Here is a 22,018-nt window from a genome sequence, read left to right on the forward strand (position 1 = left end):
CGCATGACGTCGCAGGCCGAAGACGGACCGGACACGGTCGCCGCCTCGCGCCGCTCCAAGATCACGCCGGAGCGTGAGCGGGAGTTCTTCGACGCCGTGCTGGAGCAGATCCGCGAGTGCGGCTACGACTCCGTGACCATGGAGGGCGTCGCCCACAGCACCCGGTGCAGCAAGTCCACCCTCTACCGGCAGTGGAAGACCAAGCCGCAGTTCGTCGCGGCCGCGCTGCGCGCCAACCGCAAGGTGCGCTTCGCCGGCATCGACACCGGCTCGCTCGCCGAGGACCTGTGCCTGGCCGCGCGGGCCGCGGGGGACTGGTCCAACAAGGACACCCGCCTGATGCAGGCGCTGGGCCACGCGGTCACGGCCGACCACGAACTGGCGCAGGCGCTGCGCGAGGCCCTGGTGCTGCCCGAGATCGCCGAGCTCCAGGAGATGCTGGCGCGGGGCGTGCAGCGCGGCGAGGTGCCCGCGGACCACCCCGCGCTGGAGTACGTCCCGGCCATGATGTTCGGCGTCCTGCGCGTCCGGCCGGTCCTCAGCGGGCAGTACGCCGACGCCGACTACCTCGTCCGCTTCGTGGAGGCCACCGTGCTGCCCGCGCTCGGACTGACCCCGGACCCAGGCCGCCGTTCACGGGATGACTGAACGGTGACCTGCCAGCGCCGCACCGTGGGGACGGGGGCGGCGCGCACCCCCCGGCCGGGTGGGGTTCCCCTTGAGCGGAGGGGCGCCCCACCCGGCCGACTGCTTTCCCAGGACGTCCTCAGACGTCCTGGCCGCTCCCGCCGCCCGACGAGACCTCGATGCCCTTCAGGATCTCGTCGATGACCGCCACGTCCTTGCCGACGTCCACGCCGAAGCGCACCACGACCATCCGCTTCGCGTCGTTGGGCGAGGGGAAGGCCACCGACTCCACGTAGCCGTCGGCGCCCTTGCTGGTGACCGCCTTCCAGCGCACCGCGTAACCCTTCTGCCCGGCCACCGTCACCGCCTTGGCGGACAGCACCTCGTGCGAGGTGATGCTGCCGTAGGTGGTACCGCCGTACGACTGCTTGGCGTTGGCCGCGATGTCCGCCTTGGCGACCTCCTCGGCGGTGTCGCCCTTGGTCCTCAGGTTGAGGGCGGGCGCGGTGTAGGCGCCGCCCGCGGTGCAGGTCTGCGCGCTGTTGCCGGGGCACTTGTAGGAGTCGCCGGAGGTCACCTGGGCGCCGACGCCGATCGACTCCCCGGTCCAGCCCTTGGGCACCGGCAGGCTGATGCCGTTGACCGGGTCGGGCACCATGCCGCCGCCCTGCACCTTGGGCGCGCCGGAGCCGCCGGGCGCGGGCGACTCGCCCGGCCCGCCGCCGCCCGGGCCACCGGAGCCGCCCCGCCCGCCGTCGCCGCCGAAACCGCCGGGACCGCCGCCGGGCCCGTCCTGGCCGCCGGTCCGGCCGTCCTGCCCCGCCTGCGACCCGGCGCGCCCGGAGTCGCCGCCGTCGCCCTTGGCGAGGGCGTACACCCCGACCCCGATGCACACCAGGACCGCGGCCGCGGCTCCCACGGCTATGCCCGTGCGCAGTCCGCGCCGGGGCGCGGCCGGGGGCTGGTACGGGTACGGCGAGTACGCCGGATGTCCCGGCTGCGCCCCGTACGGCTGCTGGTACGCCGGGGGAAACGGCTGCGCGCCGGCGGCCGGCTGCTGCGCCGGGGGACCCCACACGGCGGCCGTACCGGCGGGGCGGGTCCGGTCCGTCCAGGCGCTGCCGTCCCACCAGCGCTCGGTGGGCGGACCGTCATTCGTCTGCCCGGGGTCGGGGTACCACCCGGGAGGAGTCACCTGCGTCATGACCCCACCGTATGAGGCGTCGGTGAAAGCGGGATGAGAGGATCCCCCGCCAACTTCGCGTAACGGGGCATTTCTCCGGAGATTTCCGCGGCGGATTCCGGCGGCGGCCCGGCGGCGGTCACCCGGCCACCACCATCCGCACCGGCGCGCGTCCCGCCGGCGGCGGCAGCCGCAGGCCGTCCCGGCCCGGTGTCAGCGAGCCGAGCACGCTCGGGTGACGGGCGCCGGTGCTGCGCGGGTCGGTGCCGGCCAGGCCGTGCGCGGTGAGGAAGCCGAGCACCGCGAAGGCGTACGCCTCCTTCGCGGCGGCGGGCAGGCCCAGTTCGTCCGAGCCGCGCACCGCGACGCCCGCGAGCCGGTGCCGCAGCACCGCCATGAGCACCGGGTTGCGGGTGCCCCCGCCGGACACCACCACCTCGCCAGCGCCGACCCGCCGCACCGCGTCGGCGACCGTCCGGGCCGTCAGCCGGGTGAGCGTGGCCAGCGCATCCTCGGCGGCCAGCGAGTCCACCCCGAAGGAACGCAGGTACCCGGCGTGGAACAGCTCCTTGCCGGTCGTCTTGGGCGGCTCCAGCGCGTAGTACGGCTCGGCCAGCAGCCGCTCCAGCAGCGCCCCGTCCGGCCGGCCCCGCGCGGCCAGTGCGCCGTCGGTGTCGCAGGCCAGCCGCCCGCCGCTGAAGTGCCGGGCCGCCGCGTCGAGCAGCGCGCAGCCCGGCCCGGTGTCGAACGCCGTGCCGTCCGGCGCGGTCAGGTTGGCGATGCCGCCGATGTTCAGCGCCACCGGCCGGCCCGGCCTGCCCCGCAGCCACAGCAGGTCGACCAGGCTGACCAGCGGAGCGCCCTGACCGCCGGCGGCCACGTCCCGGGCGCGGAAGTCGGCGGCCACCGGCAGCCCGGTCGCCTCCGCGATCCACGCGGGCTGCCCGAGCTGGAGCGTGCCGCGCACCCGGCCGCCGTCCACCCAGTGGTGGACCGTCTGGCCGTGCGAGGCCACCAGCTCGGCGCGCCCGGCGCAGAGTTCGCGGTCGGCGCGTACGGCCGCGGCGGCGAACGCCTGCCCGATCCGGGTGTCGAGCGCGCACACCTCGGCCAGCGGGACGGCGGCCGGCGGCAGCGCCGCCGCGAGCGCGGCCCGCAGCTCACCGCCGTACGGCGCGCTCACCATCCCGAGCGGCTCCAGCACCAGCGTGTCGCCGTCCAGGCGCAGATCCGCCGCGGCGGCGTCCACCGCGTCGTACGACGTACCCGACATCAGCCCGATCACCCGCACCGCTCAACCCGCCTTTCCCGAGGGCATTCCCCCCCGTGATGATCTGCCAGGCGCGGCCGGAGAGCGGCGCGTTGGTCAGGCGGTGGGCGAGCCCCGGTCACGGCGGCCGGGTTGACGGTCCGTCCGCGGCACACCGGCAGGCCGGACGGGATGCGCGTCGCCCGCCCGCGGCATATTTCACCCGGCGGGGCAACACGGGTCCCGACCGATCACCACACGCCCCACCGGACGGCTACGCTCGGGGTCTGTACGTCATTCGGGCGACCCGGGGAGGCAACGGGATGACGGAGCGACGGCCTTCGGCGACCGGCCCCGCTCCCCTGTGGGAGCGGGACACGGAGATCGCCACGGTCACCGGGGCGCTCGACGCCCTGTGCGCCGACCGGTCGTCCGCGGGCAGTCTGCTGGTGCTGCGGGGCGAGGCCGGCCTCGGCAAGACCGCGCTGCTCAACGAGACCCGCCGCATGGCCGAGCGCCGCGGCTGCGCCGTGTGGTCCGCGCGGGGCGGCGAGACGCTGAGGTCCGTCCCCTTCAACGTGGTCCGGCAACTGCTGCAGCCCGCGCTGATCTCCCTGCTGCCGGGAGAGGCCCGGGAGTACCTCGGCGACTGGTACGACATAGCGGGCCCCGCCCTCGGCATAGTGGACCCGCAAGGGGGCACCGCCGACCCGCAGTACGTGTGCGACGGACTCGTCGCCGCCGTGCGCCGGCTCGCCCGCCGCGAGTGGCCGCTGGTCCTGCTCGTCGACGACGCGCACTGGGCCGACCAGGAGACCCTGCGCTGGCTCTCCGCGTTCGCCGAGCGCCTGGACGACCTGTCCGTGCTGGTCGTGGTGGCCCGCCGCCCCGGCGAGGTGAGCGGGGACAGCGCCCGGTACCTCGACGCGGTGGCCGCCGCGGCCCTGCCCGTCAACCTCAGCGCCCTCACCCCGGACGCCACCGCCGGGCTCACCCGCGCCACCGTTGGCCGGCACGCCGACGATCCGTTCTGCCGCGAGGTCTGGGCCGTCACCGGCGGCAACCCCTACGACACCGTCGAACTGCTGGCGAAGGTGCGGGACAGCGAGGTGCAGCCGGTGGAGGCGCGGGCCGGCGAGCTGCGGGCCCTGAACCGCTCCGCCCGCGGCGGCGGCCTCGTCGACCGGCTCAAGGGTCTCGGCATCGAGGCCACCCGGTTCGCCTGGGCGGCCGCCATCCTCGACACCGGCATCTCCGTCGCCCTCGTCGCCCGGCTCGCCGGCATGAGCACCGCGGTCGCCGGGCGCTGCGCCGAACTGCTGCGCAACGCCCGCATCCTCACCGAGCCCGCGGCCGTGGCCGGCGCCGACCCCGGCGACGGCGAGCTGGAGTTCGTCCACCCGCTGATCGCCTCCGCCGTGTACGACTCCATCCCGGCCGGCGTGTGCACCGCCATGCACGGGGTCGCCGCGCAGATCCTCACCGAGAGCGGGCACGGCGCCGCCGAGGCCTCCCGGCACCTGCTGAAGGTGCACCCGGACGACGACGAGGAACTCGTCGGGCAACTGCGCGAGGCGGCCCGCGAACACCTGGCCGTCGGCGCGCCGGACGCGGCCCGCCGCTGCCTGGAACGCGCCCTGCGGGAGCCGCCGCGCCCCGAGGTCCACGCCCACGTGCTCTACGAGCTGGGCCGGGCCACCCTGCTGACCGCGCCCGCCGTCACCGTCGAGCACCTGCGCAACGCCCTGGCCCTGCCGGGCCTCGACGACACGCAGCGGGTCGACGCCGTCGTCCGGCTCTCCCAGGCGCTGCTGCACAACGACGAACTGGAGGAGGCCGTCCGCACGGTCGAGGCCGAGGCCGCCCGGCACCCGTCGTCCCCGGTCGGGATGCGGCTGCGGGCCGTGCAGTTCATGTGGGAGGGCATCCACGGCGAGACCGCCTCCCAGGAACGGTCCCGTCGCCTGGCCGAGCTGGCCCGCATCTGCACCGGCCGGGACAACTCCGAGCGCGCCCTGCTGATCCTGCGCGGCTTCGACGCGATGACCCACGGCGAGAGCGCCGAGGACGTCGTACAGTCCTGCGACCGCGCCCTGGTCAACGGCCGCCTGGCGCCCGGGCTCGGCTGGACCGACGGCGAGTGGGGCATCGAGCTGCTGATGATGCTCGGCAGCGCGTACGCCTACGCCGACCGCCTCGACCGCGCCGAGAGCCTGTTCGCCGAAGCCCTGCGCGCCTACACCGGCGCGGGCTGGCGCGGCGGCCACCTCTCCCTGGCCAACGCCTTCCTCGGCCTCGCCTACCGCAGGCAGGGCAGGCTGCGCGACGCCGAGGCCGCGCTGCGCGAGGCACTGGCGCTCGCCGAGCGCGTCGGCCGCCGCCTGCCGCTGTACTGGTCCGCGACCTGCGGACTGGTCGACACCCTGCTGGCCCGCGGCGACGTCGAGGAGGCCTGGTCGATCGCCGGGCGGTACGGCTTCGCCCCGCCCTACCCGTCCACCATCGTGCTGCCCGACATCCGCTCCGTGCGCGGCCGGCTGCTGCTCGCCGTGGGCCGCACCGAGGACGGCGTCAACGAACTGGAGGCCGCCGAGAAGACCGCCGCCTCCCGCGGCGGCCACAACCCGGTCCTCGCCCCCTGGTCCCTCGACCTCGCCCGGGCCCTGGCCGTACAGGATCCGGCCCGTGCCGCCCGGCTCGCCGCGGACGCCCGCCGGCAGGCCGAGCGGTTCGGCACCGACACGGCCATCGGCGAGGCCCTGCGCTGCGCCGCCGCCCTGGAGACCGGCCGGGGCGCGGTGCGCCTCGCGGCCCAGGCCGTCGCCTACCTGGAGGCCTCGCCCTGCCAGTACGAGCACGCGGCGGCCCGGGTCGAGTACGGCGTCATGACCCGCTCGGTCGCCGAGCTGGAGCGGGGCCTGACCCTGGCGCGCTCCTGCGGGGCGGACGGTCTCGCGGCGCAGGCGCGGGAGGTGCTGGAGACGGGGCGCGGGCTGCGCTAGGGCCGGTCCGGCAAACCAGGGCCGGTCCGGCGAGCCAAGGCCTGGCCGGCAGCTCCCGCCGGGCCCGCGGCGCCCGGCATCGCACCCCGGCGCGTCAGGCGGTCTCCTCCTCGGCCAGCACCCGCTGGGCCGTCGCGAACGCCGAGTTGGCCGCGGGCACCCCGCAGTACACGGCGGTCTGCAGCAGCACCGCGCCGATCTCCTCGGGGGTCAGGCCGTTGCGCCGGGCCGCCCGGACGTGCATGGCCAGCTCGTCGTAGTGGCCGTGCGCGACCAGCGCGGTCAGCGTGATCATGCTGCGCTCGCGGCGGGACAGCGTCGGATCGGTCCAGATCTCCCCCCAGGCGTAGCGGGAGATGAAGTCCTGGAACCGCGCGGTGAACGGGGTCTGCCTCGCCTGCGCCCGGTCCACGTGCGCATCGCCCAGCACTTCCCGGCGCACCGCCATCCCGCTCGCCGCAGGGCCGTCGAGCTGGGCGCGCAGGGCGGCCACGACGGCCTCGGGGACCTCGGCGGGCGCCAGGTGGGAGGCGCCCGGCAGCTCCAGCAGCGTGGCGCCGGGCACCGCGTCCGCGATCTCCCGCAGGTGCGCCGGCGGCGTCGCGGGGTCCTCACGGCCCGCGACGAGCAGCGTCGGCACCGTGATCCGGGCGAGCCGGTCGCGCAGGTCGAAGGCGGCCAGCGCGTCGCAGCAGGCGGCGTACGCCCCGGGGTCGGCCTCCCGGTGGTCCCGCACCAGCCGGGGCACGGTGAAACCGGGCGTGAACCAGCGGGCGTCGGCGCTCTCCGCCAGCCACTCCAGGCCCTCCCGGCGCACCCGCTCGGCGCGCTCGCGCCACGGGTCCGCGCCGCCGAAGTGGGCCGAGGAGCAGATGACCGCGAGGGAGGACAGCCGCTCGGGGTGGTACGCGGCCAGGTGCAGGCCGACCGCTCCGCCCAGCGACACTCCCGCGTAGGCGAACCGCTCGACACCGAGGGCGTCGGCGAGTGCCAGCACCAGGCCGGCCAGGTCGCCGACGGTGGCGCCGGGCCCGATCAGGTCCGCCGCCGAACCGCCGTGGCCCGGCAGGTCCCAGCGGACCACGCGGTGGCCGCCGGTCAGCTCGGGCGCGACCGCGTCCCACAGGGCCGAGGAGGTGCCGAGCGACGGCCCGAGCAGCAGCGCGGGAGCGGACGCCGGTCCTTCGTCGAGGTGGTTGAGGAGTTGCACGGTCAACGACGCTCCAGGGCACGGTCGGTGAGGGCACCGGCGAAACCGGTGTAGCGGGCGGGGTCGGTGAGGTCGTCCAGGTCGGCCTCCCCCAGTTCGGGCTGCTCGGCCAGGAGTTCGCGCAGTGGACGGTCCTCTTCGTGCGCGCGGCGGGCCAGTTCGGTGAGCAGTTCCTTCGCCCGGGCCCGGCCGAGCACGGAGGCCAGGGCGGCGGAGAGCCGTTCGGAGACGATCAGCCCCCGGGTGACGTCGAGGTTCCGCCGCATCGCGCCGGGGTGCGCGCGCAACTCCTCGGCCAAGACGGCCGCGTGCGCGGCGGCGCCGCCGACCAGTCGGAGCAGGTCGCGCAGCGGCTCCCACTCGGCGTGCCAGGCGCCGGCCGGCCGCTCGTCCTCGGCGGCGAGCGAGCCGTACAGGGTGGCCGCGAGCTGCGGGGCGCGCCGGGCGGCGGCCGCGACGAGCGTGGAGCGCACCGGGTTCGCCTTGTGCGGCATGGCCGAGGAGCCGCCGCCGCTGCCCTCGGTCAGCTCGCCGGTCTCCGTGCGCGACAGCGTCAGCACGTCCGCGGCGAGCTTGCCGAGCGCGCCCGCCGCGAAGGCCAGGCAGCCGGCCAGGTCGGCGACCGGGGTGCGCAGCGTGTGCCAGGGCAACGCCGGTGCGGCCAGGCCGACTTCGCGGGCGTAGGCGCCGGTGAGCGCGGCCGCGTCCACGGCGCCGTACGCGCGGAACGCCGCCAGGGTGCCGGCGGCGCCCCCGAGCTGGGCGGGGAGCGAGTCCCGCACCCGGCGCACGCGGTCGCGGGCGTCCAGCACCAGCGAGCGCCAGCCCGCCGCCTTCAGCCCGAACGTCGTCGGCACGGCGTGCTGGGTGAGGGTCCGCCCGGGCATCGGGGTGTCCCGGTGTCCGGCGGCCAGCCGGGCGAGCGCCCGCTCGGTCCGGCCGAGGTCGTCCAGGACCGGGCCCAGGGTGCGCGCGGCCACCAGCATGGCCGCGGTGTCCATGATGTCCTGGCTGGTGGCTCCCCGGTGCACGTACGGACCGTGCTCCTCGCCCGCCGCCTTCGTCAGGTCGGCGACCAGCGGGATGACCGGGTTGCCGCCGGCGCGGGCCCGCTCGGCGAGCGAGCGGACGTCGAAGCGGGCGGGGTCGGCCGCCTCGGTCACCGCGGCGGCGGCCGCCGCCGGCGCGAGACCGAGCCCGGCCTGGGCGCGGGTGAGGGCGGTCTCTGCGTCGAGCAGGGCCCGCAGGTAGGCCGAGTCGCTCGTCGCGGCGGCGGCGGGGGTGCCGGCCCACCCGGGGGCCAGCAGTCCGGTGTCGTCCTCCTGCGGGGGCGTCTCCCGGCCGGAGGGCGGCGGCGTCACCGGAACTCCAGGAAGACCGTCTCGCCCTCGCCCTGGAGGCGGATGTCGAAGCGGTAGGTCCCGTCGCCCTCGGCACCGGCGATCAGCGTGCCGCGCCGGTCGCCCACCCGGGCGAGCAGCGGGTCGGCGGCCAGGGCCGCCTCGTCGCCCGGCAGGTAGATCCGGGTGAACAGGTGGACGAGCAGGCCGCGCGCGAAGACGCACACGCTCAGGTACGGCGCGCTGTCCCCGCGGGCGCCGGGCCGCAGCGTCCGTGCGTACCAGTGGCCGTCCGCGTCGGTCTGGACGCGTCCCCAGCCGGTGAACTCCACGCCGTTGCGGCCCAGATAGCCGCCGGTCGCCGGATCGCGCCGCAGCGATCCGTCCACCTGCGGGACGGTGCCGTCGGGGCGCGGCCCCCACAGCTCGACGAGGGCGTCGGGCAGTGGCCTGCCCTCGCCGTCGAGGACGTAGCCGTGCACGGTGACCGTGTCGGGGTGCCCCAGCGGGGCGATGTCCTCGCCGCCGCGGAAGGGCAGCGCGTACCCGTAGAACGGGCCGACCGTGTGGGACGGGGTGGGCAGCACGTTCCCGGGGCCGCCGGTGTCTGTCTTCGTCATCGCTGCGGTCAGCGTCCTTCCTCGATCCAGGTGGCGGCGGGGCCGTCCAGCACGATGTCCCAGTGGTAGCCGAGGGAGAACTCCGGCACCGACAGGCCGTGGTCGTAGGTGGCGACCAGCCGCTGCCGTGCCGCGTCGTCCGTCACGGACTGCAGGATCGGGTCGTACGGGAAGAGCGGGTCGTTCGGGAAGTACATCTGCGTCACCAGCCGCTGCGTGAACGCCGCGCCGAACACCGAGAAGTGGATGTGCGCCGGACGCCAGGCGTTGACGTGGTTGCGCCACGGGTACGGGCCGGGCTGGATGGTGGTGAAGTGGTAGCGGCCCTCGGCGTCGGTGAGGGTGCGGCCGAAGCCCGTGAAGTTCGGGTCGAGCGGGGCGTCGTGCTGCTCCCGCTGATGGGCGTACCGCCCGGCCGAGTTGGCCTGCCAGATCTCCACGAGCTGGCCGCGCACGGCCCGGCCGTCCCGGTCCAGCAGCCGGCCCGAGACGGTGATGCGCTCGCCGACCGGCTCGCCCCGGTGGTGCCGGGTGAGGTCGTTGTCGACCCCGGTGATGTCGCGCTCCCCGAAGGCGGGGGAGTGCAGCTCGACCAGTTCCGGATCCTTCGCGGTGTCGATGGCGACCAGCGGCTGCCTGGGATGGCGCAGCACCGACGAGCGGTAGGGCGCGTAGTCCCGGCGCGGGTGGTGCTCGACGGGGGCGCCGTCGGCGATCCGCTTCTCGTACGCGGCGCGCTCGGCCGCGATCTCCTGGTCGATGTCCTGCTGGGTGAGTGTCATGGCGGTCACCTGACGCTTCCTTAGCGCTCGAGGACGAGGGCGAGGCCCTGGCCCACGCCGATGCAGAGGGTGGCCACGCCGGTGCCGGAGCCGCGGCGGGCGAGCTGGTGGGCGACGGTGCCCGCGAGCCGGGCGCCGGAAGCGCCATGGGGGTCCCCCCGTTCGAGCGGAGTCGAGAGCGGGGGAGGATGGCCGAGCGCGATCGCCCCGCCCTGCGGGTTGAGGACCGCCGGGTCGAACTCGGGCCACTCGGCGAGACAGCCGAGCACCTGGGCGGCGAACGCCTCGTTCAGTTCGAGCACGGACAGATCGCCGAAGTCCCTGCCCGCCTTGGCGAGGGCGCGGCGGACGGCCTCGACGGGGGCGAGCCCGAAGTACTGCGGGTCGGTCGCGGACACACCCGTCGCCGACACCCGCGCGAGGGGCTCCCGGCCGAGCGACCTCAGCCCCTCCTCGTCGGCGAGGAGCAGCGCGGCGGCGCCGTCGTTGAGCGGGGAGGCGTTGCCCGCGGTCACCGTGCCGCCCTCAACGATGTAGACGGTCTTCACAGCAGGCCCTCCGCGACGGTCAGTTCGGCGTCGGTGCGGGCGGCCACCTCGTCGGCGCTCACCCCGGGCGCGGTCTCCACGAGGACCAGCCCGTCCCCGGTGACGTCGAGCACGCCGAGGTCGGTGACGATCCGGTTCACACACGCCTTGCCCGTGAGCGGCAGCGTGCACCGCCGGAGGATCTTCGGGGAGCCGTCCTTGGCCGTGTGCGTCATGACGACGACGACCGTCCGCGCGCCGTGCACCAGGTCCATCGCGCCGCCGATGCCGGTGACCAGCTTCCCCGGGACCGCCCAGTTGGCCAGGTCGCCGCCCGCGGACACCTGCATCGCGCCCAGCACGGCCACGTCGATGTGCCCGCCGCGGATCATCGCGAACGACAGCGCCGAGTCGAAGAAGGAGGCGCCCGGCAGCACCGTCACGGTCTCCTTGCCGGCGTTGACGAGGTCCGGGTCGACCTCGTCCTCGGCCGGGTAGGGGCCGGTGCCGAGGATGCCGTTCTCCGACTCCAGTACCACCTCGACGCCGGGCGGCAGGTGGTTGGGGATCAGCGTCGGCAGGCCGATGCCGAGATTGACGTACTGGCCGTCCTCCAGCTCGCGGGCCGCGCGGGCGGCCATCTCCTCGCGTGTCCAGGCCATCAGGACCTCACCGTCCGCCGCTCGATCTTCTTGTCCGCCGCCTGCTGAGGGGTCAGCGCCAGCACGCGCTGCACGAAGACGCCGGGCACGTGCACCGCGTCCGGGTCGATGTCCCCGGGCTCCACCAGTTCCTCCACCTCGGCGACGGTCACCCGACCGGCCATCGCGGCCAGCGGGTTGAAGTTGCGGGCGGACCGGTTGAAGACGAGGTTGCCGTGCCGGTCGCCCCGGGCGGCGCGCACCAGCGCGAAGTCGGTGCGGATGCCGCGCTCCAGCACGTACTCCACGCCGTCGAACTCCCGCACCTCCTTCGGCGGCGAGGCCAGCGCGACCCCGCCCGTCCCGTCGTAGCGCCAGGGCAGCCCGCCGTCGGCGACCTGCGTGCCCACGCCCGCCGGGGTGTAGAACGCGGGGATGCCCGCGCCGCCGGCGCGCAGCCGCTCGGCGAGGGTGCCCTGCGGGATCAGCTCGACCTCCAGCTCACCGGCCAGGTACTGGCGGGCGAACTCCTTGTTGGCGCCGATGTAGGAGCCGGTCACCCGGGCGATCCGGCCGGCCGCGAGCAGCACCGCGAGGCCGGACTCCATCGCTCCGCAGTTGTTCGACACCACGCCCAGTCGGGCCGTGCCGCGCTCGTACAGCGCCTGGATCAGTACGTTCGGCACACCGCTCAGCCCGAAACCGCCGACCGCGAGGGACGCGCCGTCCGGCACATCGGCCACCGCCTCGGCGGCCGTGGCGACCACCTTGTCCATCCGTGAAGCCCCATCTCTGCAAATTAATCAGGGCACTGAGTATTTCAGCGAGGTGGCGCTCACGCTGCCACCGGATGCGTGAACCGTCAAGACCTCGCATAACCCAGGATCAAGCCCGCAGACAGCGACTTCTTCGGCCGGTATTGTTCAGTGCACCAACGATTCGATCAGGGGAGCGCGCATGGCCGCGGCGGACCTCACCACCCATCCCGGGCACCTGGCCCGGCGGCTCCAGCAGGCGCACTACCTGCTGTGGAACACGATGGTCTCGGAGGAGATCACCTCCCCGCAGTTCGCCGTCCTGAACGTGCTCGTCGCCGAGCCGGGACTCGACCAGCGCACCGTGGGGGAGCGGGTGGGCCTCGACCGGTCGACCATCGCCGAGGTCATCAGCCGGCTCGGCCGCCGCGGCCTGCTGGACAAGGTGCGCGATCCGCAGGACGGGCGCCGCTTCCTGCTCCGGCTCACCGACGACGGGACGCGCACGCACCGCAGGCTGAACGTGCGCACCGCCCGTATGAACCAGGTCTTCCTCGCGCCGCTGACCGCCGAGGAGCAGACCGTCTTCTTCGACCTGATCCGCCGGGTCGCGGACGCCGCCGAGGAACTGCGCAACCCGGCGGAGCCGCCGGCCCTCCGGCAGGGCTGACGGCCCGGTCAGCCGCCGGCCCTCCGGTAGGGCTGAGCCCGGTCAGCCGCCGGACGGGGCGAACACCACCCACACCTGGCCGGCGGCGAAGTTCACCGGGCCGCCGGCCGCCGCCGTGAACCGCGTGCCGTCCGCCGCGGCCGGCCGGGACCACCGCGCCGCGAAGGAGCGCCCGTCGCGCAGCACCTCCGCACGGCCGGAACCGACCGTCTCGGTGTACGGGGTGCGGTTGCCGAGCACGTCGTGGAACTTCGAGAGGCGGATCCGCACGTACTGCACGACGACGGTCGGCGGCGCCATGGGGCCGCCGTCCGTGGTCGCAGCGGGCGTGCCGTCCATGGCGACCAGCCAGCCGCCCCGCCGTCCGGACCAGGTGAAGGTGAAGCGCGCCGCCGGAAAGCGCACCGTGCGGGTGGCCGCCGGCGCTCCGCCGGAGGGCGCCGGACCGTACCGGAACCCCGTGGTCAGCGCGGTCCGGCCCGGGGCGGAGCGCAGCAGCCGGGCGGGGCGCAGGTACAGGTTGTGCGGCGCGGCCCGGCCCGCGCCCCGGTAGTAGGCGCCCGCGGCGTCGTCGGGCGACTCGGCCCGCAGCGGCGCCCGGCCGATCAGCGGCAGCAGCTTGTGCTGGGCGCCCGAGTAGGCCAGCGTCGGCCGGTGGAACTGGCGCAGCAGCTCCAGGTCCGACTCGCGGGCGCTGCGCACCGGCCCGACCGACTTCGGCAGCCGGGTGGCGTACACCGCCATCAGCCGGCTCAGACCGCCCTCGACCTGCTCCGCGTACACCACGTCGGCGGCGTCGAGTCCGGTCTGCGGGCGCGCAGCGGGCACGTTGTCGATCTTCACGGCGAGCGGTGACCCGGCCGGCGGCGTGGGTGTGGGGGCGGGCGTGGAGGCGACGGGAGCGCTCGGCGTGGGGGTGCGCGCCGGGGCGCGGGCGTCGTCGGCCGGTCCGTGGCGGGTGCAGCCCGCCGTGAGTGAGGCCACCGCCGTCGCGGTGACGAGTGCCGCCGTCAGCGCGGCGCGGCGCGAGCGCGCCGCGGATCGCATGCCCACCGTCGTCTCCCCGTTCGTATAGGTCGATTGTGTGCTCGCCGGGACAGTCCGGGCCATACCCGGTACGCCGTTTCCGCGCGCGTCCGCTGGGCCGATCGGGCCCCTGGCGTGACCCGGGCGGGCGGCGGGGGAGCGGGCCGTGCGCCGCCGGCGACGGAGAGCACGCGGTTCGCTGAGGCTCGCCCGGGTACCCGGCCGCCACCCCAGAACGGACGCGCCAGGGCGAACCGGCGCGCACGCGAGCAAGGGAGCGCGACCTCATGAAGGCAGTCACCTGGCAGGGCAGGCGGGACGTGCGGGTGGAGGATGTGCCGGACCCGCGGATCGAGGAACCCACCGACGCGGTCATCCGCATCACGTCCAGCGGTCTGTGCGGCTCCGACCTGCACCTGTACGAGGTGCTCACCCCGTTCATGACCCCGGGTGACATCCTCGGGCACGAACCGATGGGCATCGTGGAGGAGGTCGGCGCGGCCGTGCCCGACCTCGCGGTGGGCGACCGGGTCGTGGTGCCCTTCCAGATCGCCTGCGGCAACTGCTGGATGTGTCTGACGGGACTGCCGACCCAGTGCGAGACCACCCAGGTCACCAGCGAGCACATGGGCGCCCCGCTGTTCGGCTACACCCGGCTGTACGGCGCGGTGCCCGGCGCCCAGGCCGAGTACCTGCGCGTCCCGCAGGCCCAGTTCGGGCCGATGAAGGTGCCCCACGGCCCGCCGGACGACCGGTTCGTCTACCTCTCCGACGTGCTGCCCACCGCCTGGCAGGCGGTCGAGTACGCCTCCGTCCCGCCCGGCGGCACCCTCGCCGTGCTCGGGCTCGGACCCATCGGTGACATGGCCTGCCGCATCGCGATGGCCCGGGGCGCCGAGCGGGTGTTCGGCGTCGACCTGGTGCCCGAGCGGCTGGCCCGGGCCAAGCGGCGCGGCACCCAGACGTACGACCTCAGGGCCTTCGACGACGAGAAGGAACTCGTGGAGGCGATCCGCGACGAGACCGGCGGCCGGGGCCCGGACGCCGTGATCGACGCCGTCGGCACCGAGGCCCACGGCGGCGCGACCGCGAAGCTGGTCCAGACGGCCGCCGCCATGATGCCCCGCAAGATCAGCGGCCCCATCGCCGAACGCTTCAGCGTCGACCGGCTCTCCGCCCTGTACATGGCCATCGAACTGGTCCGGCGCGGCGGCACCATCTCGCTCAGCGGCGTCTACGGCGGCATGGCCGACCCGCTGCCGCTGCTCACCATGTTCGACAAGCAGATCCAGCTGCGCATGGGGCAGGCCAACGTGCGCCGCTGGAGCGACGAGATCATGCCCTACCTCACGGACGAGGACCCGCTCGGCGTCGACGACTTCGCCACCCACAGGGTGCCGCTGTCCGAGGCCCCGCACGCGTACGAGATGTTCCAGCGCAAGCAGGACGGCGCCGTCAAGATCCTGATGCAGCCCTAGGGGCGGGGCGGGTCTCTAGGGGGCGCCGCCGGTGCCCAGGATCTCCGCCAGGTCGTAGCGCACCGGCTCCTCCAGCTGGGCGTAGGTGCAGCTCTCCGGCGCGCGGTCCGGGCGCCAGCGGCGGAAACGGGCCGTGTGCCGGAAGCGGGCGCCGTTCTCCATGTGGTCGTAGGCCACCTCGGCGACCCGCTCCGGCCGCAGCGGCACCCAGGACAGGTCCTTCTTGCCCGACCAGCGGCTCGGCGCCCCCGGCAGCCGGGCCGTCCCGTGCGCCTCCACCTCCCCCCAGGCCGCCCACGGGTGCCCGGCGGCGTCGTCCATCCGCAGCGGCTGGAGCTCCTCGATCAGCTCGGCCCGCCGCTTCATCGGGAAGGCGGCCGACACGCCCACGTGCTGCAGCGCGCCCCGGTCGTCGTAGAGGCCGAGCAGCAGCGAGCCCACCACCGGCCCGCTCTTGTGCAACCGGTAGCCGGCCACCACCACGTCCGCCGTCCGCTCGTGCTTGATCTTGAACATGGCCCGCTGGTCCTGCAGGTAGCGCAGGCCGAGCGGCTTGGCCACGATCCCGTCCAGACCGGCCCCCTCGTACTGCTCGAACCACCGCCCGGCCAGCTCGGCGTCGGTGGTCGCGGGCGCCAGGTGGACCGGCGCGGCCACGCCGGCCAGGGCCCCGTCGAGCAGGGCCCGCCGGTCGGTGAGCGGCATGTCCAGCAGGGACCGGTCGTCCAGGGCCAGCAGGTCGAACGCCACGAACGAGGCCGGGGTCCGCTCCGCCAGCGTCCGCACCCGTGACTGGGCCGGATGGATCCGCTCGGTCAGCGCGTCGAAGTCCAGCCGGCCCTCCCGCGCGATCACGATCTCCCCGTCCAGCACGCACCGCTCGGGCACCCGCTCCCGCAGCGCCGCCACCAGTTCGGGGAAGTAGCGGGTCAGCGGCTTGCCGGTACGGCTGCCCAGCTCCACCTCGTCACCGTCGCGGAACACGATGGCCCGGAACCCGTCCCACTTCGCCTCGTAGTGCATGCCCGGCGGGATCCTCGCCACCGGCTTGGCGAGCATCGGCTTCACGGGCGGCATCACCGGGAGATCCATGCGTCCGATTCTGCTCGCATACGTACGGGCGCGCCCGGTATGCGCGCTGTGCGGGGTGCGCCTACCGTGGCCGCATGGGTGAAGCGGTGCAACTGGAGGTGGCCGGGCGGACCGTACGGCTGTCCAGCCCGGACAAGGTGTTCTTCCCCGAGCGCGGTTTCACCAAGCTGGACCTCGCCCGGTACTACGCCGCCGTCGGCCCCGGCATCCTGCGCGCCCTGCGCGAGCGCCCCACCACCCTGGAGCGCTATCCGGACGGCGTCGGCGGCGAGTGGTTCTACCAGAAGCGGGCCCCCAAGGGCATGCCCGACTGGATCCCGACCGCCCACATCACCTTCCCCAGCGGCCGCAGCGCCGACGAGATGTGCCCCACCGAGGAGGCCGCCGTGGTGTGGGCCGCCCAGTACGGCACGCTCACCTTCCACCCCTGGCCGGTGCGCCGCGGCGACGTCGAACACCCCGACGAGCTGCGCATCGACCTCGACCCGCAGCCCGGCACCGACTACGCCGACGCCGTCCGCGCCGCCCACGAACTGCGCGCCGTCCTCGACGAGTACGGCGGCCTGCGCGGCTGGCCCAAGACCTCCGGCGGCCGGGGCCTGCACGTCTTCGTCCCCATCGAACCCCGCTGGACCTTCACCCAGGTCCGCCGCGCCGCGATCGCGGTGGGCCGGGAGATGGAACGCCGGATGCCGGACCGGGTGACCATCAAGTGGTGGAAGGAGGAGCGCGGCGAACGCATCTTCATCGACTACAACCAGACCGCCCGCGACCGCACCATCGCCTCCGCCTACTCCGTCCGGCCCCGCCCGCACGCCCCCGTCTCCGCGCCGCTGCGCTGGGAGGAGGTCGGCGCGGCCCACCCCCGCGACTTCGACCTCGCCACCATGCCGGCCCGCTTCGCCGAACTCGGCGACGTGCACGCCGGCATGGACGACCACGCCTACTCCCTCGACGCCCTGCTGGAGCTGGCCCGCCGCGACGAGCACGACCACGGCCTCGGCGACCTGCCGTACCCGCCGGAGTATCCGAAGATGCCGGGCGAGCCCAAGCGGGTCCAGCCGAGCCGGGCCCGCGGTGAGCGGGCCTCCTGAAGGACGCCACCCACGCCCGCAGCAGGGTCCGCCACGGCGCCGGCCGGCCCGGTCCGCGGCCCGTCCGGCCCGCCGGACCGCGGCTATCCTGATCGTCAGCCGCCGATGAGGAGCCCGAAGTGACCGAGGCAGTGTCGCGTCCCACGCTGGAGGCCGTGGCCGCGCGGGCCGGGGTGTCCCGGGCCACCGTGTCACGGGTGGTCAACGGCGGGGACGGAGTCCGCGAGCCGCTGGCCGAGCGGGTCCGGCGGGCGGTCGAGGAGCTCGGGTACGTACCCAACCAGGCCGCGCGCAGCCTCGTCACCAAGCGGCACGACGCCGTCGCCGTCGTCATCGCCGAGCCCGAGGCGCGGGTGTTCGCCGACCCCTTCTTCGCCCTGCAACTGCGCGGCATCAGCAAGGAACTGACGGCCCACGACAACCAGCTCGTGCTGCTGCTGACCGAGGGCCGCGCCGACCACGCGCGCGTGGCCCGCTACCTCGCCGGGGGCCACGTCGACGGCGCGCTCGTGTTCTCCCTGCACCTCGACGACCCGCTGCCCGGCCTGATCCGCAAGGCGGGCGTGCCCACCGTGTTCGGCGGCCGGCCCGACTGGAGCGACGGCGACGGCGCCCCCGGCCCGGTGTACGTCGACAGCGACAACCGGGGCGGCGCCCGCGCGGCCGTACGCCACCTCGCGGGCCTCGGCCGGACCCGGATCGCGCACATCACCGGCGCGCTCGACCAGACCTCGGCGGTGGACCGGCTCGACGGCTACCGGGACGTCATGGGCGACGCCGACCCCCGCCTCGTGCTGGAGAGCGACTTCACCGCGGGCGGCGGCGAACAGGCCATGCGCGAACTGCTGGACCGCTGCCCGGACGTGGACGCCGTGTTCGCCGCCAACGACCTCACCGCGCTCGGCGTCCTGCGCGTGCTGCGCGAGCGCGGCCTGCGCGTGCCCGAGGACGTGGCCGTGATCGGCTTCGACGACGTGCTGCCCGTAGCCGAGGAGTGCGACCCGCCGCTGACCACGGTCCGTCAGGACATCGAGGAGATGGGCCGGCTGATGGCCCGGCTGCTGCTGGGCGGCCGGACCGAGGACGGCGGCGCGGGGGAGCGGCCGGAGCCCGCGGCGCCCGGCGTGGTCCTGCCGACCACGCTGATACGCCGCGCCTCCGCCTGAGGCCCTGGCAGGCCCCGGGGCGGGCCGGGCAGGCCCCGGACCGCGCCAGGGCCCGTCCGGCAGTTTCCGCCGGGCCCGCGGCACCTGGCACCGCACCTCGCCGCGTTGTCGGCCACGCCCGGGTACATCCGGTACGAGGGCGGCTCTCCGCCCTGCGATGCACGGCACCGGACGCCCCGGGCCGGTCCGACGCACACGGTCGGACAGCCCCTAGCCCTGCGCCGACTCGCTCCTGATGACCGCGAAGCGGGCGCCGTACGGGTCGGCGAGCCTGGCCGTGCGGCCGACGCCCGGGAGGGTCGTCGGCGGCACCCGCACCGTGCCGCCGAGCCGCCGCGCCTCGTCGGCGACCGCGTCGGGGTCCTCGACCTCGAAGTACGGCAGCCAGCAGGGGCCCGCCTGCGCCTCCACCGGGTCGTCGGCCAGCGGCACCATCCCGCCGAACATCGCGTCCTCCCCGGCCCCCGCGGGGTTGACGCAGGTGTACGTGCCGCCGGGGAACGGCACACCGGAGGTCTCCAGACCGAGGACCCAGTGGTAGAACGCGGCGGCCGCCGCGATGTCCGCCGTGTACAGCTCGACCCAGCACAGCGCGCCCGGCTCGTTCGCCACGTCGACGCCTTCGATCCGCCCGGGCTGCCAGACGCCGAACGGCACCCTCGCCCGGTCGGCCAGGACCGCCATGTGCCCCTGCCCCATCACGTCCAGGGGCGGGAACAGCACGGCGCCGTGCGCCCGTTCGGCCGCCTCTGCGGTGGCCTGGGCGTCCTCGCTGCGGAAGTACACCGTCCAGGCCGGCGGGCCCTGGTGGTCCGGGCCGGTCCGCATGCCGCCGGCCACGGTCCTGCCGTCGAGCTGGAAGAAGCCGTAGCCACCGGCGTCCGGCCCCGCGGACCGGAACCGCCAGCCGAAGAGACCGCCGTAGAAGGACAGGGCGCCGTCCAGGTCCGGGGTGCCGAGATCGACCCAGTTCGGAGCGCCGTTGACGAAACGGGTGGTGAGCATCTACGCCCTCCTCGACAGGGGGCCCGTGAACCGGGGCCCGTCCTCTGCACTGCCGAGTCTGGCACCACCCGCCGACAACGCCGCCGAGGCGCCGCGGTGCGCCGGGACCCCGCACCGGCCGGCCCGGCCGGTGCGACGGGTTCCGCCGCGTTCGGCGCCGGTCCCGCGCGCCGCCGTGCGCGGGCGTCCCGCACGCCGCATCATCGGGACGGTGCACGCCCGCGCCGGGGGCCGCCGACGGCGTAGGCGCGGCGTTGATGCGGCGTTGATCGAACGTTTTTCGCCGCACGGCACGATCCTGGCCATGCACACCGAAACGATCACCCCGGCCGACACCGCCTGGCAGGCCCAGGCCCTGTGCGCGCAGACCGGGGCCGACTTCTTCTTCCCCGAGCCCGGCAGCTCGGTCCGCGAGGCGAAGCGCATCTGCGGCATGTGCGAGATGCGCCCCGCCTGCCTCGACTACGCGCTGAGCAACGACGAACGCTTCGGCGTCTGGGGCGGCCTGTCCGAGAAGGAGCGCCTCGCGCTGAGGCGCTCCGGCTGACACCCGGCGGCGGCTTTCGTCAGCCGGCCGCCCGCGACGCCATGCGGGCCTTGCGCGCCGCCAGCCGCTCGTCGAACTTGGCGGCCTCCGCGTCCAGACCGCCCATGAACAGGCCCAGCTCCTCCTGGGCCCGCAGGCCCTCCGGGCCGAGGCCGTCGATCTCCAGGACCTTCAGGAAGCGCAGCACGGGCTGCAGCACGTCGTCGTGGTGGATGCGCAGGTTGTAGACCTCGCCGATGGCCATCTGCGCCGCGGCCCGCTCGAAGCCGGGGATGCCGTGCCCGGGCATGCGGAAGTCGACGACGACGTCCCGGACCGCCTGCATGGTGAGGTCGGGGGCGAGTTCGAAGGCGGCCTTCAGCAGGTTGCGGTAGAAGACCATGTGCAGGTTCTCGTCGGTCGCGATGCGGGCCAGCATGCGGTCGCAGACCGGGTCGCCGGACTGGTGGCCGGTGTTGCGGTGCGAGATCCGGGTGGCCAGCTCCTGGAAGGCGACGTACGCGATCGAGTGCAGCATCGAGTGCCGGTTGTCGGACTCGAAGCCCTCGCTCATGTGGGACATGCGGAACTGCTCCAGCTTGTCCGGGTCGACCGCGCGCGAGGTGAGCAGGTAGTCGCGCATCACGATGCCGTGCCGGCCCTCCTCGGCCGTCCAGCGGTGCACCCACGTGCCCCACGCGCCGTCGCGCCCGAAGAGCGAGGCGATCTCGTGGTGGTAGCTCGGGAGGTTGTCCTCGGTCAGCAGGTTGACGACGAGGGCGATACGGCCGATCTCCGTCACCCCGGACTGTTCCTTGTCCCAGGCCTCGCCGTCCTCGAACAGGCCGGGGAAGTTGCGGCCGTCGCTCCAGGGCACGTACTCGTGCGGCATCCAGTCCTTGGCGACCTTCAGATGCCGGTTCAGCTCCTTCTCGACCACTTCCTCCAGCGCGTACAGCAGCCGCGCGTCGGTCCAGGCGGACGGGCTGCCGAGGTGAGGGGAGGTGATCGTCACGGGAACTCCAGGGGGACGCCGAGCTGAAGGGGAGAGAAGGGGACGGTCCGGCGAGCGGTGCCGGGAAACCTACGTGATCGTAGGCTACGAATCCGTAGGTTACGAAGCCGTAGGTTAAGGGCGCCGTAAACACCGCTGATCAGGCGCCCTGGAGCGGGCAGTTGACCGGTGCGTCGCCGGCCCCCGGACCCGCAGGTGCCGGGGCCGCCAGGGAGGGGTGTCACCGCGTCAGGCGTACAGCTCCCGCAGCCGCACCGAGAGGCACGTCACACAGCCCTCGAGCTTCTCGAACTCGCCGATGTCCACGGTGACCACCTCGTGCCCCAGATCGGTCAGCAGCTCCGCCGTCTTCGGGGCGCTCGCCGCCATCAGCAGCCGGTGGCCGCCGAGCAGCACCACGTGCGCGCCGGACTCCTCCGGCACCGAGAGGAACCCCGGGAACAGCGACGGCCGGTCCACCATCGGGATGTGCCCGATGACCGTCCCGTCCGGCAGCGCGGTGACCGCCGACTTCAGATGCAGCACCTTGCTCACCGGCACGGCCACCACCCGCGCGCCCAGCGGCTCGAAGGCGGCCCGCACCTGCTGCACGCCGGCCGCGTCGGTGCGCCCGCCCCGGCCCACGTAGACGGTGTCGCCGACCTTGAGGACGTCACCGCCGTCCAGCGTGCCCGGCTCCCGGATCCAGTTCACCGAGCAGCCCAGACGGGCCACCGCCTCCTCGACGCCGGCGGTCTCCGCGCGCCGGGACTCGGCGCCGGGCCGGGTGATCAGCGCCACGTTCCGGTACAGCACCACCGTGTCCTCGACGAACACCGCGTCGGGGCAGTCGTCCGCCGGGTCGACCTCGATGGTCTCCCAGCCGTGCGCGCCGAGCGCCTCGACGTAGGCCTCCCACTGCTCGACGGCGCGCTCCACGTCGACCTCCGCCCGCTCGACGTGCGTGACCAGCCCCTCGGCGAGCAGCGGGCCGGGGCGGCGGACGAGGGCCTTCTTGCTGGGCACGGGAG

The 22,018-nt window shown here is 74.8% G+C and carries 20 protein-coding genes and 1 pseudogene; 7 read left to right on the forward strand and 14 right to left on the reverse strand.

Translation table 11 applies throughout. The features are described 5' to 3' along the window. Positions 1–3: 3 nt before the first annotated feature. Positions 4–648 carry a TetR/AcrR family transcriptional regulator gene (locus TNCT1_RS32700; protein ID WP_143639421.1) on the forward strand — a complete coding sequence of 215 codons (645 nt, stop codon included), beginning with the start codon at positions 4–6 and terminating at the stop codon, positions 646–648. A 118-nt stretch (positions 649–766) separates the two neighbouring features. Here the strand turns inward: TNCT1_RS32700 and TNCT1_RS32705 are convergent, their stop codons facing one another. Further along, the gene (locus tag TNCT1_RS32705) at positions 767–1,831 is read right to left on the reverse strand and encodes a DUF2510 domain-containing protein (protein ID WP_143639423.1); all 1,065 of its coding nucleotides are present in this window, start codon (positions 1,829–1,831) and stop codon (positions 767–769) included. A gap of 118 nt (positions 1,832–1,949) precedes the next feature. Continuing rightward, positions 1,950–3,101: an anhydro-N-acetylmuramic acid kinase gene (locus TNCT1_RS32710; RefSeq protein WP_143639426.1), complete on the reverse strand. Its 1,152-nt coding sequence runs from the start codon at positions 3,099–3,101 to the stop codon at positions 1,950–1,952. Positions 3,102–3,382: 281 nt separating this feature from the next. Here TNCT1_RS32710 and TNCT1_RS32715 point away from each other — a divergent pair, with 281 nt between their 5' ends. Beyond that, positions 3,383–6,061: an AAA family ATPase gene (locus tag TNCT1_RS32715; RefSeq protein ID WP_143639428.1), complete on the forward strand. Its 2,679-nt coding sequence runs from the start codon at positions 3,383–3,385 to the stop codon at positions 6,059–6,061. 94 nt (positions 6,062–6,155) lie between these two features. Here the strand turns inward: TNCT1_RS32715 and pcaD are convergent, their stop codons facing one another. The 7 genes and pseudogenes from pcaD to TNCT1_RS32750 all read right to left on the reverse strand — a co-directional run bounded on the left by pcaD (position 6,156) and on the right by TNCT1_RS32750 (position 11,957). Further along, entirely contained in the window at positions 6,156–7,277 is a 1,122-nt protein-coding gene (pcaD, locus tag TNCT1_RS32720) for a 3-oxoadipate enol-lactonase (RefSeq protein WP_143639430.1), read from the reverse strand. Continuing rightward, complete coding sequence (gene pcaB / locus TNCT1_RS32725; protein WP_143639432.1) at positions 7,274–8,632, reverse strand: 3-carboxy-cis,cis-muconate cycloisomerase; 1,359 nt, start codon at positions 8,630–8,632, stop codon at positions 7,274–7,276. The genes pcaD and pcaB overlap by 4 nt, the downstream gene beginning before the upstream one ends. Then, positions 8,629–9,231: a protocatechuate 3,4-dioxygenase subunit alpha gene (pcaG, locus tag TNCT1_RS32730; protein ID WP_143639434.1), complete on the reverse strand. Its 603-nt coding sequence runs from the start codon at positions 9,229–9,231 to the stop codon at positions 8,629–8,631. The genes pcaB and pcaG overlap by 4 nt, the downstream gene beginning before the upstream one ends. An 8-nt stretch (positions 9,232–9,239) precedes the next feature. Then, positions 9,240–10,013 (reverse strand): protocatechuate 3,4-dioxygenase subunit beta, encoded by a 774-nt coding sequence (pcaH, locus tag TNCT1_RS32735; RefSeq protein WP_143639527.1) that lies wholly within the window; start codon positions 10,011–10,013, stop codon positions 9,240–9,242. Positions 10,014–10,033: 20 nt separating this feature from the next. Continuing rightward, a pseudogene (locus TNCT1_RS32740) lies at positions 10,034–10,540 on the reverse strand (3-oxoadipyl-CoA thiolase); the annotation flags it as partial. A gap of 17 nt (positions 10,541–10,557) precedes the next feature. Beyond that, positions 10,558–11,202 carry a CoA transferase subunit B gene (locus TNCT1_RS32745; protein ID WP_143639436.1) on the reverse strand — a complete coding sequence of 215 codons (645 nt, stop codon included), beginning with the start codon at positions 11,200–11,202 and terminating at the stop codon, positions 10,558–10,560. Beyond that, positions 11,202–11,957: a CoA transferase subunit A gene (locus TNCT1_RS32750; protein ID WP_143639438.1), complete on the reverse strand. Its 756-nt coding sequence runs from the start codon at positions 11,955–11,957 to the stop codon at positions 11,202–11,204. Before TNCT1_RS32750 ends, TNCT1_RS32745 begins: the two co-directional genes overlap by 1 nt. A 181-nt stretch (positions 11,958–12,138) precedes the next feature. Between TNCT1_RS32750 and TNCT1_RS32755 the strand changes: the two genes are divergently transcribed. Beyond that, positions 12,139–12,606, forward strand: coding sequence for a MarR family winged helix-turn-helix transcriptional regulator (locus TNCT1_RS32755; RefSeq protein WP_143639440.1), 468 nt, complete (start codon positions 12,139–12,141; stop codon positions 12,604–12,606). Positions 12,607–12,648: 42 nt separating this feature from the next. On the opposite strand, the gene TNCT1_RS32760 is transcribed toward TNCT1_RS32755, so the two are convergent. After that, complete coding sequence (locus TNCT1_RS32760; protein ID WP_143639529.1) at positions 12,649–13,653, reverse strand: DUF3048 domain-containing protein; 1,005 nt, start codon at positions 13,651–13,653, stop codon at positions 12,649–12,651. 266 nt (positions 13,654–13,919) lie between these two features. Between TNCT1_RS32760 and TNCT1_RS32765 the strand changes: the two genes are divergently transcribed. Then, complete coding sequence (locus TNCT1_RS32765; RefSeq protein ID WP_143639442.1) at positions 13,920–15,110, forward strand: zinc-dependent alcohol dehydrogenase; 1,191 nt, start codon at positions 13,920–13,922, stop codon at positions 15,108–15,110. A gap of 15 nt (positions 15,111–15,125) precedes the next feature. Here the strand turns inward: TNCT1_RS32765 and TNCT1_RS32770 are convergent, their stop codons facing one another. After that, entirely contained in the window at positions 15,126–16,202 is a 1,077-nt protein-coding gene (locus TNCT1_RS32770; RefSeq protein ID WP_143639444.1) for an ATP-dependent DNA ligase, read from the reverse strand. Between the two features lie 74 nt (positions 16,203–16,276). Between TNCT1_RS32770 and ligD the strand changes: the two genes are divergently transcribed. After that, positions 16,277–17,296 carry a non-homologous end-joining DNA ligase gene (gene ligD, locus TNCT1_RS32775; RefSeq protein ID WP_174266533.1) on the forward strand — a complete coding sequence of 340 codons (1,020 nt, stop codon included), beginning with the start codon at positions 16,277–16,279 and terminating at the stop codon, positions 17,294–17,296. A gap of 119 nt (positions 17,297–17,415) precedes the next feature. Then, positions 17,416–18,462: a LacI family DNA-binding transcriptional regulator gene (locus TNCT1_RS32780; RefSeq protein ID WP_143639446.1), complete on the forward strand. Its 1,047-nt coding sequence runs from the start codon at positions 17,416–17,418 to the stop codon at positions 18,460–18,462. A gap of 210 nt (positions 18,463–18,672) precedes the next feature. On the opposite strand, the gene TNCT1_RS32785 is transcribed toward TNCT1_RS32780, so the two are convergent. Next, entirely contained in the window at positions 18,673–19,467 is a 795-nt protein-coding gene (locus TNCT1_RS32785) for a VOC family protein (protein WP_143639448.1), read from the reverse strand. A 304-nt stretch (positions 19,468–19,771) separates the two neighbouring features. On the opposite strand from TNCT1_RS32785, the gene TNCT1_RS32790 reads away from it, so the two are divergent. Then, on the forward strand, positions 19,772–20,014 hold the full coding sequence (locus TNCT1_RS32790) for a WhiB family transcriptional regulator (RefSeq protein ID WP_143639450.1): 243 nt from the start codon (positions 19,772–19,774) through the stop codon (positions 20,012–20,014). Between the two features lie 19 nt (positions 20,015–20,033). Here TNCT1_RS32790 and TNCT1_RS32795 read toward each other — a convergent pair whose 3' ends face one another. After that, a complete protein-coding gene (locus tag TNCT1_RS32795; protein WP_143639452.1) occupies positions 20,034–21,008 on the reverse strand; it encodes an acyl-ACP desaturase in 975 nt (324 codons plus the stop codon). A 228-nt stretch (positions 21,009–21,236) separates the two neighbouring features. After that, the gene (gene ddaH, locus TNCT1_RS32800; protein ID WP_143639454.1) at positions 21,237–22,013 is read right to left on the reverse strand and encodes a dimethylargininase; all 777 of its coding nucleotides are present in this window, start codon (positions 22,011–22,013) and stop codon (positions 21,237–21,239) included. Positions 22,014–22,018: the final 5 nt, after the last annotated feature.

Source organism: Streptomyces sp. 1-11 (genome assembly GCF_007176755.1).
GTDB lineage: Bacteria > Actinomycetota > Actinomycetes > Streptomycetales > Streptomycetaceae > Streptomyces.

Bases quoted from the DNA above. Each gene is read 5' to 3' on its own strand.
- TNCT1_RS32700 (WP_143639421.1), top strand. From the start codon at position 4: ATGACGTCGCAGGCCGAAGACGGACCGGACACGGTCGCCGCCTCGCGC.
- TNCT1_RS32705 (WP_143639423.1), bottom strand. From the start codon at position 1,831: ATGACGCAGGTGACTCCTCCCGGGTGGTACCCCGACCCCGGGCAGACG.
- TNCT1_RS32715 (WP_143639428.1), top strand. From the start codon at position 3,383: ATGACGGAGCGACGGCCTTCGGCGACCGGCCCCGCTCCCCTGTGGGAG.
- pcaG (WP_143639434.1), bottom strand. From the start codon at position 9,231: ATGACGAAGACAGACACCGGCGGCCCCGGGAACGTGCTGCCCACCCCG.
- pcaH (WP_143639527.1), bottom strand. From the start codon at position 10,013: ATGACACTCACCCAGCAGGACATCGACCAGGAGATCGCGGCCGAGCGC.
- TNCT1_RS32745 (WP_143639436.1), bottom strand. From the start codon at position 11,202: ATGGCCTGGACACGCGAGGAGATGGCCGCCCGCGCGGCCCGCGAGCTG.
- TNCT1_RS32750 (WP_143639438.1), bottom strand. From the start codon at position 11,957: ATGGACAAGGTGGTCGCCACGGCCGCCGAGGCGGTGGCCGATGTGCCG.
- TNCT1_RS32755 (WP_143639440.1), top strand. From the start codon at position 12,139: ATGGCCGCGGCGGACCTCACCACCCATCCCGGGCACCTGGCCCGGCGG.
- TNCT1_RS32760 (WP_143639529.1), bottom strand. From the start codon at position 13,653: ATGCGATCCGCGGCGCGCTCGCGCCGCGCCGCGCTGACGGCGGCACTC.
- TNCT1_RS32765 (WP_143639442.1), top strand. From the start codon at position 13,920: ATGAAGGCAGTCACCTGGCAGGGCAGGCGGGACGTGCGGGTGGAGGAT.
- TNCT1_RS32770 (WP_143639444.1), bottom strand. From the start codon at position 16,202: ATGGATCTCCCGGTGATGCCGCCCGTGAAGCCGATGCTCGCCAAGCCG.
- ligD (WP_174266533.1), top strand. From the start codon at position 16,277: ATGGGTGAAGCGGTGCAACTGGAGGTGGCCGGGCGGACCGTACGGCTG.
- TNCT1_RS32785 (WP_143639448.1), bottom strand. From the start codon at position 19,467: ATGCTCACCACCCGTTTCGTCAACGGCGCTCCGAACTGGGTCGATCTC.
- TNCT1_RS32790 (WP_143639450.1), top strand. From the start codon at position 19,772: ATGCACACCGAAACGATCACCCCGGCCGACACCGCCTGGCAGGCCCAG.